The sequence below is a fragment of the Evansella sp. AB-P1 genome (assembly GCF_029688925.1).
In the GTDB taxonomy this organism is placed as follows: Bacteria; Bacillota; Bacilli; order Bacillales; family Salisediminibacteriaceae; genus Evansella.
The window spans coordinates 1-15,660 of record NZ_JARUKY010000004.1 but is presented as its reverse complement, the minus strand read 5'-3'; the positions used below and the strand labels follow the sequence as shown (position 1 = coordinate 15,660).

Genomic DNA, 15,660 nt, shown 5'->3' with positions numbered 1-15,660 from the left:
ATATTAATTAAACTTGATAAATAGTGGCATCCTATAATACGCTGTACAGTGAGTTATAACGATTATAGTATTTTAAAAAAATATATTTTTATACATAAAGGAGTGAGCAAAATGAAAGAAAAGCTGTTCATTTTTGATTTAGACGGAACATTATACGAAGGAACAGATCACTTTGATTATTATGCAAAACGTTTAATGTTGGATGTAGATGAGAAATACCATGAAGCTTTTTGGAAGGATTATGAGCAAATGAAGGCTGGAAATCACCCAGTATCTGTAGGAAAGGCTTTCGATACTAAAAATGATGCTATATTAACAGTGGATCCAATGACGTTAACAGTTGTAGAGGCACTGGATTGGAATGGAAATCGTAAGCGAGACATTGAACTACTATATGGTGAGAAGCAACTGCAGTTTGATTTTAAAAATATAATAGCTATTGGAGATGGATGGTGGCTTCCATTCGTATGCGCAGTCCACTACGGAGTTAAGGATTGTTATCCTCGTTACGTGGAAACAAAGGAATTTATGGTTACGGATGCATTTAAATTAGAAAAAATTAAGGGACTTCAATCGTTTTTATTAAACTTAAGAGAAAAGGCAACAATCGTATTACTAACAAATAGTGATAAAGAAGATGTTGGTAGATTATTAAATGAACTTAATTTAACGGATATTTTTCATGAGGTGGTTACTTCTGCGCAAAAGCCTACAAAGACAACGATGTTTTTTGAACAATTAATACAAAAATATGATATGAATGCTGATGAAGTGGTCTCTATTGGCGATAATTTTATTAATGAAATAGCACCAGCATTATTACTTGGAATGAAAGCTATTTATATTTCAGAGCATTCACATCAAGCTGAGCATGAAAACTTAATTCAAGTTAAGAGAATAACAGATTGGATTGAAATGGTTGACTTAACTTGATAATTCAATACAAAATAAAATGAATTTTTTTAAGGTACCGTTAAAGGATAATGTTCTTTTTAATAACGAAAACCGAGCAGAATGAGAAATAATGCTCGGTTTTCGTTATTTAAATATAAAAATTATTGTTCCATTAATCTTTTGTTCAAAGATAAGAAAGTATAAAATTTTCACTCTACGTAAGGTGTCTAGCTCCATGCGCTTTTCTTATATTGTGTATGAATTATCAAAATTTCAATTTTCTTCTATAGAGATAATGTATCTTGTACTGATTTATATTCGTATCCTAAATCTCGAGCAATTGCATCATACGTAATATAACCAGCAGCGGTGTTCACACCTTTGACGAGAGCTGGATTGGAACGGAGTGCTTCTACAATTCCTTTATTTGCTATTTGTAAAGCGTAAGGGACTGTGACGTTTGTTAGAGCTATGGTAGAGGTCCTAGGGACAGCACCAGGCATATTTGCAACTGCATAATGAACTACTTCGTGTTTCGTATATGTGGGATCATCATGAGTTGTAATACGATCAATTGTTTCAAAAATGCCACCTTGATCAATAGCAACATCAACAATCACAGAACCTGGCATCATTTCTTTAATCATTTCTTCCGATACCAGTTTTGGTGCTTTTGCCCCTGGTATTAATACAGCACCAATCACTAAATCTGATCCTTTCACTGCATTGGCAATGTTTAAGGGATTACTCATAATTGTGTTTATTTCTGTTCCAAAAATATCATCTAATTGCCTAAGTCTCTCAGGGTTTAAATCAATTATCGTTACATCTGCTCCTAAACCCATAGCAATTTTTGCTGCATTTGTTCCTACAACCCCACCACCAATAATCGTCACTTTCCCCCGTTTTACACCGGGAACTCCAGATAAAAGTATACCACTTCCACCTCTTGGTTTTTCTAAGAATTGTGCCCCAACTTGTGATGCCATTCGACCAGCTACTTCACTCATGGGGGTAAGTAAAGGTAAAGTTCGGTTAACTTCTACTGTTTCATAAGCCACAGACGTTACCTTCTTTTCTGTTAAAGCAACTGCAAGTTCAGGTACAGCAGCAAGATGAAGGTATGTAAATAAAATTAATCCTTCTCTAAAAAAGTCATATTCAGAAGGAAGGGGTTCTTTTACTTTCATAATCATTTCAGAGTTTTTCCAAACGTCTCTTTGGTTCATGATTCTTGCACCTGAACTCTTATAATCCTCATCCTGAAAGCCACTTCCAATTCCTGCATTTTGTTCTACAAAAACTTCATGTCCTTCTTGTGTAAGAGTTAAAACCCCTGCTGGAGTAAGAGAAACACGATTTTCATTGTTTTTTATCTCTCGTGGGACTCCTATTTTCATGGATATTCCTCCTCAGTTTTTGTCTTTCTATCGTGGACTTTCCTTCGTATACACTATTTTAACGAATAATATTCCTATATACCACTATTAATTAGAGTGCAAAAAAATTTTTTTACACTAAAATTGAAATATAAAATTGGATAAAAAAAGCAGATTGACATTTTGTCAATTCTGCTTTTTCACTATTTTAACTAGATGTAATGGTTTTTGATGGAAATCGAGGTTCAATCTTTTCTGAAAAATAGTCAGTGTAGTTTTCACATGAAAGTAATCCTACATAATCAAGCTTATAAACTTCATAATAAATTTTGTATTCACCATTTTTATAGTGAACGTGCATCTGCCTTGTTGTTTCATCATAGGAAACCGTGTCTAAATTTCCAGAATTAATCTCAACTTTTTCCATAAAAATCTCTCTCTCCTTCCATGAGATTTTAGGACTCTAAAGTTAGAGTACCCTTTAATCACAAAAAGAAACAGGTTACATGAAAAATTGACACATTTCATCTTTCGATAAAACTTTACCACTAGAGACAATTTGATTATTTACGATGAGAGTTGGAGTATAAAATACCCCGTCAATAATATGGGTATCTTTATAAAGAATTTCTAATTCTACTTGCATTCCAATATCATTTAAAACTTCCATTAACCTCTTTTCAACAATTTTTCCATTAATATTGGCGCTAACTAACAGTTTTACTTCCATTTCTCTCACCTCACTATATATAAAAAAAGTATTCTATTTTCATTATAAATCCAACATAAAGAAATTAATGATGAGGTTTTGTCAGCCTTGTGAAAATATTGTTACTAATTAACTAACAATGCTTAACATATTACTGACAAAGTGGAATTCCAAGCTAATAGAATAGAGTGAATAATAAAAATTTGATTATATTGGTAAATAATTCTTGATATTTTATATTAAAAAAGAATAAAATTAAATAAGAAAATATTAGAATTGGGAAGCGAAGAATATATGTCAGTATTTGGGCACTTTGACATGTAGGAGCTGGTAGTGCAACCGACCTTTTGTTTAGGTCGGTTTTTATTTGTTTTTTAGGAAAGAAATTTTAACTTTTTTTCAAGGATTAAAATAGTAAGGGGGAGGAGAATGAAGATAGAAAAGGATAAAAACTCATATTCAAATCAAAATAAACAGCAACCTTCTCACTATTCCAAAAGGTTAAAAGTTCAATGGGACGAATCGAATGAAATTTGTGATGAATCTATTCTGTTGTTGAATAAAGTATTTGAAGAAGCTTTACCCATGCTAGTAACAAACGAGTCTGGAGAAATGCTCTATGTAAGTGATACATATTGTGATTTATTTGAGGTTAAAGAAAATGAGATTCTAGGTAAACACTACTTATCTATTCATCATTCATTATCAAATGAGGATAGAGATACCTTTTTCGAAGCCATATTAAAAGATAATAAATCTACTTTTGAATTGAAACATCAAACAAATAGTGGAGAAATGATCATTACAAAAACATCTGTTATACCAATAAAATTAAGAAACGAAAAAAAGGTTTATCTTCTCCTATATCAAAATATAACAGATTTAAAAGAGGTTAAGAGGTTACTTCAAGAAATGATAGTGTTGGATACATTAACAGGACTTCCTAACAGAGATAAATTTGAACAAGATATAGCTAAAGAAATGAATAAAATACAGACTGACAGTGTAACCAATAGGTTTGCAATTTATTTTATAGATTTAGATCGATTTAAATATTATAACGATACATTAGGCCATCTAACGGGAGATTGTTTACTTCAGGAAATTGCTAGAGCACTAAGATCGCTACAAGATGATCGAATAAAAGTATATCGTTACGGTGGAGATGAATTTTCCATCATTTTTAGGCAAATTAGCTCGGAAGACGAAATTCAAGCTGTAGCAACAGAAATTTTAAATATTTTTCAATCTCCTTTTTTTGTTAAAGGGAATGAATTATTTTTGACTACTAGTATTGGTGTATCCCATTTCCCTTCATTAGGAAAAACATACGATGAAATCATACATCAAGGTGAGATGGCGAAGCAGTATGCAAAGGAACAAGGGAAGGGTTCATTTGCACTATATACTCCATGTATTAGGACAAAACATGATAAAAACTTACTTGTGGAAAAGCGTCTGCGTCTAGCGGTTGAAAATCAAGGTTTTCAGCTGCATTACCAACCACAAATTGATTTAAGAAAAAAAGAAGTAATTGGAGTAGAAGCTCTTATTCGATGGACTGATGAAAAGTTAGGACAGATTACACCTGGTTTTTTTATACCTCTAGCAGAGAAAACCGGCTTAATTAATCCAATAGGAGATTGGGTATTAGAAGAAGCCATGCGCCAAGGAAAAGAATGGTATGACAAAGGAATTTATTTGCGAATTGGAATAAATATATCACCTATACAATTTGTCCGGCATGATTTTGTGTGGAAAGTAAAAGAGATATTAAGAAAAACAAAGTTACCTCCTTATTTATTGGACTTAGAAATTACAGAAAATGATTTACTTTATAATCGTGATGAATGCTTCAAAACACTTGAGAAATTAAGAAATACTGGTATTAGTATTTCTATTGATGACTTTGGAACTGGGTACTCTTCATTAAGCTATTTAAGAAAATTTCCAATTAACTCCTTAAAAATAGATCAATCGTTTATTCGTGAAGTAATAGATAATTCAAATGATCAAGCAATAGTATCATCTATTATTCAACTAGCTCATAATATGAATTTACGTGTCATTGCAGAAGGAGTAGAAACGACGGATATGGTGGAATTTCTAGATAAATTAGATTGCGATGAGATGCAAGGTTATCTTTATAGTAAGCCTCTCCCAGCTAGTGAAGTAATTGATATTATCGAAGGGACTAATGTATCAAATGTTCTCCATACATAGATGGATGGGGGAAATAAGAATTCATGGCATCTTATTGTCTCATTTTTTTGCTAGTATTGCTCTGTTATTAGATGCGTCGAGACAACTCGTAGAGGATTCGTGAAGTGAATGCTTGTGGCTGGAGTCGTCGCATTCACTTCTAAACCCTTTTTATTTATTGGTAGACTCGCAATGGAATTGAACTTTTCACCATGGAGGATGAAATTAATTTTCATCCAATTTGAATGAGTGGAATCCCACAAGATTCCTCGAAAATGCTATCACATTTTCTTCGTGCGTGGGATTACACTTGGATGCAAATTCAAAGTCCTGCGGAAGAACGAGCTAAACCAGACACCGCAGGCACGAGCAACACACCTTGCTCTACTTTATAGTACTGAGGAGCTTGGCAGGTCGTCCGCGATAAAGAAGACACTGTGACTGCGGGAATGGAGTGAAGCCAGAACAGATGTTGCGCTTAAACCCTTATGGTGAAAGGGACGTGGGATGGAACAAATGATTAATCTGACCTTTATTTGCTAGCTTCTTTCTCTACCTCTGCAAGTGTTTCTCTTAAGATTTATCTGTCGAGACAACTCGTAGAGGATTAGTGAAGTGAATGCTCGTCGTTGGAAACACCGAATTTCACTCCTGAACCCATACTTATGTCCAATTTCACTTAAGACAGTTTTAAAGACTCCTTCTATTTTGCTTACAATAAAGTCTCTTGAATACAAGGTAAATTTATTTTGAACTCTGTTCCTTCTCCTAAAACACTGTTCACTGAAACAGTTCCCCCTAATGAGTGGATGATATTAAAAGAAATCATCAATCCTAAACCTGTTCCTTTTTCTTTTGTGGAATAATATGCCGTACCAACCTTGGCTAATTGATCTTTTGAAATGCCGATCCCTGTATCTTTTACTACTAATTGAACTTTTTTATCTTTTTTGTTAGCTGATAACGTCAGTGTTCCTCCATGCTCCATTGCTTCAATCCCATTCTTAGCTAAATTTAACATGACTTGTGTAAGTTCTTTTTCATTCCCGTATATAGCTACTAATTTTGGTATGTTCATCTCAACTGAAACATTATTCATTAATGCATATGCTTGAATTGTATGACGTACTTTGTCCATAATATGATAGACTTGGATTGGTTTAATTTCTTTTTTCTCCGGCTTAGCTAAAGATAGGTAATCGCTTATTATAGACTGGGCTCGATCTAACTCAGAAATAGTTAATTGAAGGTAGTCCTTTTCATTAGCAGAAAGCTTTGAATTTGTATGAATTAATTGAATAAAGCCTCGTGCAACAGTCATTGGATTTCGAACCTCATGTGCAACAGAGGCAGCAAGCTCACTTACAATTCTTAGTTGTTCACTTTTGATAAGGTCTTGTTTTAACCTGGAATTAATTTGTATACGATCGATTAAAAAAACAACAATAAGTACAATACATGTTGTAAATGCTAAAAAAAGAATCATAGTAATGAAAGCTTCTAAACGTGGAATGGACAAATAATTATTTGGGTAGACTATTAGTAACTGGGAAGGTAGAAAAAATATTATGATTGTTATTCCATACTTCTTTTTGTTTGACCAGTCATTAAAATATTTAGAAGCCCATGATGCACTAATGACTAAAAAAATACTAATTAAGAAACCAATAAGTAGATAGGCATAACCAAATAAGATTATTCTACCTATTAGATGAACAACAATTAATCCAATACCTATTGGGACTCCACCATATAAAGTACCGATAAAAATGGGGATATATCGAAGATCAAAAGTAATTCCACTATGAAGTGGTATGGGAAATAGCATGACTATAATCATTGTTACTGCACAAAGTGTAAAGAATAAAAGTTGTGGTATTTTCTTCTGACAATAGGTTTGTTCATCTTTCCAAAAAATAATATAAAGAAATATAGGTGTTAAAATAATAAATATGTTTAAAAGATAATGTAAAAAAAGATCCAACAAAGACCCCTCCGATTTTCCCTGATACTACATTTTACGTATTATGACAAAAAAATACAATAAGCAAATGTGACGATAATGTATAAATATAAGGAGTTGATAAAATGAAACACGTATTAAAGTATTCAGGTTTGATAATTTTTATTGGCTGGACAATAGCCATACTCGTAAATTTCTCCATATATCAACATACGACAACACAATTAACATTATTCCACCCAATTATCGACGGAATATTATTTATGTTAGTTATGTTGTTAATGTATTATGGAATAATTAAGCTTTACCATCATAAACCTCAGTTTGCTTCTGTTGGACTAACAGTTTTCGGTGCTTTAGCAATAGTCTTAGCGGTATATTATTATACATACAGCTTTTAACCTCTGAATGAAACAGAGGTTTTTTCTTTGTTTTAGGAAATATTTTGAAATTAACTCATGTGGATAACTTTTTCAAAAATCGGCTAGGACGCCTTGCGCTTTTCTTATTTTGTAAGGCTGTTTTCGTAATCTTTGTTCTTCCCTTTCTAGAAAGTTGTTGTGATATAGTTACATTAATAAGACAAGGGGGGAAAGCATGTTAAAGCTAATAAAAAATGGAGAGGTTTATAGTCCAGATTATATTGGAAAAAAAGATATCCTTATTTGTGATGGGAAAATAGGAGTAGTTAGTGACCATATCTCTATAGACATTCAAGAAGATTACATAGAAGTAGTAGATGCCTCTGAAAAAATAATAATACCAGGTCTAATTGATGGTCATGTTCACATCACTGGAGGTGGAGGAGAAGGTAGTTTTCGTACAAGAACTCCAGAACTAATGCTTTCTGATTGTGTATTGGGAGGAGTTACAACGGTTGTAGGGCTTCTTGGAACAGATGGTACAGCAAGAACAATGGAAAATCTCGTGGCAAAGGCTAAGGGCCTAACTGAAGAAGGAATTTCTTGTTATTGCGTTAGTGGGAATTATCATTTCCCAGTAAAAACATTAACTGGATCTGTTGAAAAGGATGTCATGTTTATACAAGAGATAATCGGAGCAGGTGAAATTGCAATTTCTGATCATCGATCATCCCAGCCTACAGAAGAGGAGTTAGCTAAACTAGCAAGTGAATCTCGAATTGGTGCACTTTTATCTGGTAAGGGTGGTATTGTCATTGTTCATGTGGGGAATGGACCAGGAAAATTAGATTTATTAGAACAGGTAGTTCAGAAGACAGACGTTCCCATCAAACAATTTTTACCTACCCACATTAATCGAACAGAAGAATTACTTGAGGCTGGAGTATACTATGCAAAAAAAGGAGGCTATATTGATTTAACAACTAGTTCAGTTCAGAAAAATGCTAAATTAAGTAGTAGTAAATGTTTAAAGTATTTGTTAGAGGAAGGAGTTTCCATTGAACAAATAACCTTTACATCAGATGGTCAAGGTAGCTTACCGAAATTTGATGATAATGGAGATTTTATTGGTTTAGGTGTAGGTAGGTTAACGAGTTTATTCCAAGAAATTCGAAATGCAATTGTAGTTGAAGGAATACCTATCGAAAAGGCTCTAAAAGTTGCTACTTCCAATCCAGCATCCATATTGAAGCTTCTATCTAAAGGTAGAATAAAGGAAGGATTGGACGGTGACATTGTCATGCTATCTAAGGACAATTTTTCAATAGAAGCTGTTATGGCGAAAGGAAACTGGATGATGAAGGAGAAGGAAGTACTTATGAAAGGGACGTTCGAATAAGGAAAAAAGTGAAAATAGGAGTAACGAAGGAGGAGAATCCATTGTTACTCCTTTGTTTAATAAGATAAGAACTCATAAAATCTTTACTTTGAAAGATGTCTAGGAGACAGGACGTGGGCGTTCTTAGGTTAATTGAGGCGTCATCACCTCGTGTCAAATAACCTGTCCGTATAAAAAGTAAATAGCGCTTTTTAACGGCCAGAACATTTGCTAGTCGCCGGGAGACAGGATGTCGATATTACGCCGTTGCCTACAGGACGTAGGCTGTACTTAGGCGTAATTGGGCGCCATGCGCTTTTCTTAATTATCTTGACGTTTGGATACGAAATAGGCGAAATCAAAGTATGCAAAATAGTTTTCTGTTAACTCATTATGTTTTTCTAGAATTTCAATATGCTTTTTATTTAGATTATTATCAATGACTAGCTCTGGAAATACATTATCAGTTCCATCAATCTCCGGAATATCATAGCTCCTTACTATGTCTATGGTAGAAAAGTTCTTACTAGAGCAAACTTCTTTCCATTCATTCTCCGTATAAAGATGTTGAAATCCATAAAAGTCTTTATATTCTTGGATTTCCTTATCTAATAGTCCCCCTAAATAAATAGGTTCTAAAAAATACAGCTTTCCATCATTATTTAAACGTTGATTTAATAATTTTAGTGATTCTGGGACGTTTGTAAAGGATAATACAGATTCAGCAACAATTCCGTCATAGTTTTTTTGAGGAAATTCATAGGAAGTAAAGTCCCCTACAATCCAATTTATATTTTTTTCCCTTTTATGCCTAACTTTTGCTTTTTGAAGCATTTTTTTATTTATATCCATCGCATCTATATTTACGTTCCATTTGTCCACTAAAAATTTAGCTGTATCACCTAATCCGCAACCTAATTCGAGAACAGCACTATTTTTTTTTAATGGATGTTTTTCAAATATTGTATTTGTCATCAGTTTGCCACCTGGTCGTGCAGAAGTGACTCCGTATGCTGCTAACATATCCATATACTCATTCATGTTTTATCTCTCCTTTCTATAGGGGTATTCACTTTCATATGAAATGTCAGGGACACTTATCCAATCCAATTTTCTAATTTTAAATATAATAGGTATGTAAAGCGTACAAAGGAGGTGCTTCTATGACAAATCCAGCATATTATTTTGATCTTTGTTGTAAGCATAAAGGGAAGGTTGTCAAAATTTACGATAGATCAGGAAAGGAATATATGGGGAAAATTGCTCATATTGATCGTACTCATGTATGGTTAGAGCCTGTTGATGCTTCTTGTGAGAGAGGTTATGGTTATGGCTATTATGGGGGAGGTTATTACTATGGTGGTGGATATGGTTATCCAGGATATGGAGCATACCCTGGATATGGTTATGGCTGGTTCCCAGTAGCATTAGCGGCTATTGGTGGTTTTGCGTTAGGAGCAGCGTTTTTTTGGTAGAAGGTGATGGGAAGATTGCTTGCGATAATTTCCAATTCCAATCTTGGAGTTGGTTTTTTTTTTACCCTTATAAATCTATTGGAGCAACCAAAATGCTAAAGGTTCAAACAAATGAGAAATAAATTGTGTAGGGCCATATATCTCTGGGAAAAAAATAATCATTATCGCCAATCCATATGCGAATGCAGTTAAAGAGAAAAAGACTACTTTTTCTTTTTTTTTCATTTCCTTCTTCTGATGTAATTCAAAATAAACAATGAAAACAATAACGGCACCTACGGCTAAAACATAAATAAATTTCAACTGTTTTCCTCCTTTGAATTACCTTTTCCCAGTAGAAAGGCCTAATCTGCGGACATAAACCTTTACATCATAATCCACTTCTATATTTGTAAAGAAATCATTCCAATTTTCTTTATGCATATCCCATTCATTTGGATATTTCCGATGAAAGGCTTCATTAAATCCAAGTACATCACTCTTTATTTCTTTTTGCACACGATCTACTGTTTTTACTAGTCGTTCTAATATGATCTCCTCGAACTGCTTTTCTACGGATTGCAAAACATCCATTTTTGTTAAATCTAGATTAGTTGTGTTTTGAATAATATCATCTTCAGAAACCGCTTTAATTGTAATTCTCCATTCTCCGTCTCTTATTTCAGGTATTAATTTTGAGTTTGCTGATACCATTAGTGCGGAAATATAACCGTCTGCTTCTTCAGGTTCTATTGTAACAGTAGCTAGATCTATTTCATTTCTGAACCACAGTAACCCCCTAGTTAACTCCATCGTTAATACATCATGCATCATATTACCTCTGAATGCTGCAGTGCCTAATAGTTCCACCTCATTTTTCCCTTCAACAGATCCTTCCGTATCTTGTGATATAGTAATCATTGGAACAACTACTTCATTTTCATCATTTTTTAAGCCTAAAAGAACGTCTCTAACAGATATATCAATTCCAATGTTCGTATCACTTAATTCTCTTAGCGTTTCTGCAGTCATTGTTTCTAGATGCTGATTAGTAGATAATAATTTTTTTGCTTTTACATTCGTAACAAAAACCCTATCACGTACACGAGCTTGGGGAGATCTGGAGAAAAATTCAAGTTCTTGACTTATTCCTTCTTTTCTTGCATATTCCTCATTTATTACAATCACGCGATTATGTCCCCAAAAGAGTCTACGTGGAAATCTCATTTGCAAATGGGAAAGGGCTTCGGCCATAGTTTTCCCTGTTGCTGAATGGACAAAGGTTTGCTGTTCACCTCCACCTCCATCACCAGTACCTGAAGCTTCTCCACCAGGAAGCTTTACTTCGATAGACAGTTCAATTTCATCATCATTAAAGTAATCGATTCCAGTTCCCATCACTAAAGCAATATCATTTACTTCAATGCGATCCCAGCAGCCGGATAGTAAAATAACTGCCAGAATGTACAGAAAGAACGAAATAAATTTTTTAAATTGAGAGTTTTTCAAAATGTATGCCCCCTTTATGTAGGAGTTACTTCCTTTATGCTTGCTTCTGTTGCTGAGGAGATTTCTTCACTTTCTTTTTAACTACAGCAACGAGGAACAGTAGAAAAGGGATAATTGTACCAAATAAAGGTAAATAGAATGGAACTGCTTTTCCAAGTGCGTCCTTTACTTCCGTGAAGCTTTGAGCTGCCCAAATACTAGATACAATAAGCATTATTCCTAACGGAAAGACGATTGGGCGATAACTTGAAAGCTTAAATAATTGAGCAGTTCCTAGTACAAATGCATAATAAAATGCCGTAATTTTTATAAAAGCACCTGCTACCCATAATGCCATTACGATTGATTCAATATTTTCAAAGAAGTCAGCAATACTTACATATCGTGTTGCACTTATAAGAGGGTAAGATAGCTCTTCTGTTAACATTCCATATAGCATGAAAGTAGCTAGGTTCGTAAGGACTAACGTAATTGCAATCATAACAAGGGACAATAAGCTCCACTTCATTGCCTTTTCTCGATCAGAAAGAAATGGGAGAAAGAAAGCAATAATAAAAAATTCACTATACCATGCTTGGATAGATGCTGCTCCCTTTATTGAAGGTGTAATACCATCTTCAAAAATAGGTAACATCTTCAAAAAATCTAACTCAGGAACGAGAAGAACAATAATAAAAAAAAGGATAAAAACAACAATAGGTACGAAAAATTCACTTGATCGTGCGATTACTTCAAGTCCACCGCGGACAGCGAAAGCTGAAACTAGTACCATTCCTGTAATCACTACTAGAACAGGTGTTTGAAGCATAAAAATTCCAACAATAAAATCCGCATACTCTCTTACAATCACGCCACTGACATGAAACAAAAAAAATAGGTAGCCAAACCCTAATAGTTTTGCTGGGATTGATCCAATAATATCTGTGCTATACTCTATTATCGTTTTTTTTGGATAGTAATCGTTTAATTTAATACAAATAAAGATCGTTACTACTCCCGTCACTAATCCCCATAAGGGAGAAAGCCACATATCTCTTCCGGCTGGTGCAGCCGTTATTGCGGGAACAATTAAAATAGCAGTTGCAATGATAGTAGGGTACATGACAAGTCCCATTTGAAAAGATGAAATTTGTCCTTTCTCTATCATGTTAACTTCCTCCTTGACTAGGACTTGGTTTTTGATTGTTGAGTTGTCTTTCTTCATTCGTATTTCCAGAAAGATTTGGTCTTGTGTCCATTTTCCAACGAGGTGGACGTATTAGAACATCTTTTATATCTTTAAATTGCATTGGTGCAAGTGGACCTAGATATGGCATACCAAAGGATCGTAAGGAACAGAGATGAATGACGATAGCGATAACACCTAACATTATTCCTAAAAGACCAATACTCCCTGCTAAAATAATAATTGGGAATCGTAGCATACGGATAGAAATCCCTGCGTTGTAGCGTGGAATAGCAAAAGAGGCAATACCTGTCACAGCAACAACTATTACCATGGGAGCCGATACAATACCTGCTTGTACGGCAGCTTCACCAATTACTAATGCACCAACGATACCAACAGCTGGACCTACTTGTTTTGGTAATCGGATCCCTGCTTCTCGAAGAATCTCAAACATGATTTCCATGAGTAATGCTTCAATGAGAGCTGGAAATGGTACTCTTTCTCTAGACTCAGCTATACTTATAATAAGTGTAGTAGGTAGCATTTCTTGATGATAAGTAAGAATGGCTACATACATAGAAGGAAATAAAAGAGCCATTACAACAAATAAATACCGTAACCACCTTAGTGCGGTGCCAATAATGTATCGTTCATAATAATCTTCAGCTGCTTGAAGCAATGCATACATTGTAGTTGGAGCAATCATCACAAATGGAGAGCCATCAACAATGATTGCAACGTGCCCTTCCAATAAATACGATGTAACCACATCTGGTCGTTCCGTATTCAATATTTGTGGAAAAGGTGAATAAGGGTTATCTTCAATTAATTCTTCAATATACGAACTATCCAAAATACCATCGATCTTAATTCTGTTTAGACGATTATTGACTTCCTCTAGTAATGTTTTATCAACAATTCCATTGATGTAAGCAACAGCAACTTCTGTCTGTGTCACCTCTCCAAATTTTTTAGACTGAAATGTTAGCTTTGGACTTCGTATTCTTCTTCTAAGTAAGGAAATATTGTCATCTATCGTTTCCGTAAATCCTTCTCGAGGACCGCGGACAACTTGTTCTGCTGTAGGTTCTTCAATTGACCTTTTTTCCCATTTTGGTAGGCCTAAGGCAATTGCTTCTTTCGACTGGTCAATTAGTAAAATTTGATATCCAATGGCTAAATCATTGATTAGTCCATTTAGAGTATTTAATTGTTTAATTTCACTTACAGTTATTTTATTTTCAATGAGTTGTTTTACGGAAATTGTTTCATTTGTCTCTTTCATTAAAGGATTTAAGACATTTTCATAAATTCTATCTTCGTTAGCTAATCCGGATACGTAGACGATTGCTGCTTGTTTATCACCTAAAGAAAAAGAACGATATAAAATATCAGAACTATTATTAAAGCTGGATTTAATGTAACGTATATTTTCGTTAATATCGACAGAGATAAGTTTGCTACCATCTTCTTCATGTAGTAGTTGTTGAATCAACTCTTCGTCTAGATTCTCGTCTTTTTTATCCATTTTATTCTTGTTTTTTTTAAACAGCATGTTTAACAAACTCAACAGATCAACCCACCTCTATTATTTATAATGTTAGTTTGTATCTCATGTAGAAAATTTATGTAAATAGTGAAATATAAGGGGCAAACCCGTTGAAAGTTTAATTCATTTCAACTAAGATGAGTTTCCCATACTATTTTTTTGACAGAATGAATATGTTTAATAGAAAGATTACTTTTGTAAGGAGAAAAGCCTTTTAGGGGTTGGAAAAAAATGATAAAATAAACTATCTACTCTTTTAATTAAATGATTCGTTCAACGCATGAAGGAATGTTTTTCATAACAATATGGTGTAACAAGTCAAAAAATAAAGATTTGTAAAAGGAGTCTACCTATGAAAAAAGTGTTATTCACAGTTTTAACTACTGGACTAATACTGTTAACAGCATGTACTAACGGAGATGCAAGTAGTGAGGGAGAAAATATCGATGAGAACGTAATTAATGAAGAAACAGATGATTTACAGACGTTAATCGAAACAAATGAATATCTTGTACAAGAACAAACAAGATTGAGAGAAGAAAATGATGAATATAAAGTACAAATAGCTGATCTAGAAGCAGAAAATGCTACTTTAAAAAATGATATTCTTACATTTAAGCAGCAAATAAATGCAGTAGAGGACTTTCGTAAAGAAGAACTAGCTTTAAGAAGGGAATTGGATGAGCTTGCTATGGATATTTTTAAAGCTATGGACGAAAGAAACCATATCTTTTTAGAACGATCTGTACATTCTAATATTGTTATAAATGAAGAAAGTGATGCTCTTGAAATTAGTGACACTGAAAATATGAGCTATACATTTCAATATATTACATTAAGTCCATATAATTATATTCGTCAGGTGGACTTTGAATATGATAAGGATGAAAAGGTTTTTACTTCTAGATACAGTTTCCATACAACAGATCAAAAAGATATACAAAATCAAGGTGATATAATAATGACGTTCGCCTTAGATAGTCGTTGGAAGCTTCGTTCGATTATTTATAATTAATGCTTTATAGATTTAACATACGGGAAAACAAAACAAATAGAGACTAAACGCATGGGATTTGATTTCAAATTCTATGTG

General features: G+C 33.8%; 15 protein-coding genes and 1 riboswitch. Of the genes, 6 read left to right on the top strand and 9 right to left on the bottom strand.

What is annotated here, in order from left to right:
• Positions 1–111 precede the first annotated feature (111 nt).
• Positions 112–933, top strand: coding sequence for an HAD family hydrolase (locus QA612_RS04885; protein WP_278282650.1), 822 nt, complete (start codon positions 112–114; stop codon positions 931–933).
• 245 nt (positions 934–1,178) lie between these two features.
• Here the strand turns inward: QA612_RS04885 and ald are convergent, their stop codons facing one another.
• The 3 genes from ald to QA612_RS04870 all read right to left on the bottom strand — a co-directional run bounded on the left by ald (position 1,179) and on the right by QA612_RS04870 (position 3,003).
• The gene (gene ald, locus QA612_RS04880; RefSeq protein ID WP_278282649.1) at positions 1,179–2,294 is read right to left on the bottom strand and encodes an alanine dehydrogenase; all 1,116 of its coding nucleotides are present in this window, start codon (positions 2,292–2,294) and stop codon (positions 1,179–1,181) included.
• A 187-nt stretch (positions 2,295–2,481) separates the two neighbouring features.
• On the bottom strand, positions 2,482–2,700 hold the full coding sequence (locus QA612_RS04875) for a KTSC domain-containing protein (RefSeq protein WP_278282648.1): 219 nt from the start codon (positions 2,698–2,700) through the stop codon (positions 2,482–2,484).
• A gap of 75 nt (positions 2,701–2,775) precedes the next feature.
• Positions 2,776–3,003, bottom strand: coding sequence for a thioredoxin family protein (locus QA612_RS04870; protein ID WP_278282647.1), 228 nt, complete (start codon positions 3,001–3,003; stop codon positions 2,776–2,778).
• Between the two features lie 249 nt (positions 3,004–3,252).
• Positions 3,253–3,336: riboswitch (cyclic di-GMP riboswitch) on the top strand.
• Positions 3,337–3,411: 75 nt separating this feature from the next.
• Here QA612_RS04870 and QA612_RS04865 point away from each other — a divergent pair.
• A complete protein-coding gene (locus QA612_RS04865) occupies positions 3,412–5,205 on the top strand; it encodes a GGDEF and EAL domain-containing protein (protein ID WP_278282646.1) in 1,794 nt (597 codons plus the stop codon).
• Positions 5,206–5,896: 691 nt separating this feature from the next.
• On the opposite strand, the gene QA612_RS04860 is transcribed toward QA612_RS04865, so the two are convergent.
• On the bottom strand, positions 5,897–7,168 hold the full coding sequence (locus tag QA612_RS04860) for an ATP-binding protein (RefSeq protein WP_278282645.1): 1,272 nt from the start codon (positions 7,166–7,168) through the stop codon (positions 5,897–5,899).
• 104 nt (positions 7,169–7,272) lie between these two features.
• Here QA612_RS04860 and QA612_RS04855 point away from each other — a divergent pair, with 104 nt between their 5' ends.
• Entirely contained in the window at positions 7,273–7,548 is a 276-nt protein-coding gene (locus QA612_RS04855) for a hypothetical protein (protein ID WP_278282644.1), read from the top strand.
• Positions 7,549–7,744: 196 nt separating this feature from the next.
• Positions 7,745–8,908 carry a beta-aspartyl-peptidase gene (iadA, locus tag QA612_RS04850; RefSeq protein ID WP_278282643.1) on the top strand — a complete coding sequence of 388 codons (1,164 nt, stop codon included), beginning with the start codon at positions 7,745–7,747 and terminating at the stop codon, positions 8,906–8,908.
• Between the two features lie 300 nt (positions 8,909–9,208).
• Here iadA and QA612_RS04845 read toward each other — a convergent pair whose 3' ends face one another.
• The gene (locus QA612_RS04845; RefSeq protein ID WP_278282642.1) at positions 9,209–9,928 is read right to left on the bottom strand and encodes a class I SAM-dependent methyltransferase; all 720 of its coding nucleotides are present in this window, start codon (positions 9,926–9,928) and stop codon (positions 9,209–9,211) included.
• A 122-nt stretch (positions 9,929–10,050) separates the two neighbouring features.
• On the opposite strand from QA612_RS04845, the gene QA612_RS04840 reads away from it, so the two are divergent.
• On the top strand, positions 10,051–10,362 hold the full coding sequence (locus tag QA612_RS04840; protein WP_278282641.1) for a hypothetical protein: 312 nt from the start codon (positions 10,051–10,053) through the stop codon (positions 10,360–10,362).
• Positions 10,363–10,437: 75 nt separating this feature from the next.
• Here the strand turns inward: QA612_RS04840 and QA612_RS04835 are convergent, their stop codons facing one another.
• Genes QA612_RS04835 through QA612_RS04820 form a run of 4 tightly spaced genes read right to left on the bottom strand, consistent with a single transcriptional unit; the run spans position 10,438 to position 14,573 of the window.
• Complete coding sequence (locus QA612_RS04835) at positions 10,438–10,665, bottom strand: hypothetical protein (protein ID WP_278282640.1); 228 nt, start codon at positions 10,663–10,665, stop codon at positions 10,438–10,440.
• Positions 10,666–10,683: 18 nt separating this feature from the next.
• Positions 10,684–11,850: a Ger(x)C family spore germination protein gene (locus tag QA612_RS04830; protein ID WP_278282639.1), complete on the bottom strand. Its 1,167-nt coding sequence runs from the start codon at positions 11,848–11,850 to the stop codon at positions 10,684–10,686.
• 34 nt (positions 11,851–11,884) lie between these two features.
• A complete protein-coding gene (locus QA612_RS04825; protein WP_278282638.1) occupies positions 11,885–12,997 on the bottom strand; it encodes a GerAB/ArcD/ProY family transporter in 1,113 nt (370 codons plus the stop codon).
• A gap of 1 nt (position 12,998) precedes the next feature.
• Positions 12,999–14,573 carry a spore germination protein gene (locus QA612_RS04820; protein ID WP_481804413.1) on the bottom strand — a complete coding sequence of 525 codons (1,575 nt, stop codon included), beginning with the start codon at positions 14,571–14,573 and terminating at the stop codon, positions 12,999–13,001.
• Between the two features lie 346 nt (positions 14,574–14,919).
• On the opposite strand from QA612_RS04820, the gene QA612_RS04815 reads away from it, so the two are divergent.
• On the top strand, positions 14,920–15,582 hold the full coding sequence (locus QA612_RS04815) for a hypothetical protein (protein ID WP_278282636.1): 663 nt from the start codon (positions 14,920–14,922) through the stop codon (positions 15,580–15,582).
• The last annotated feature ends 78 nt before the right edge of the window (positions 15,583–15,660 follow it).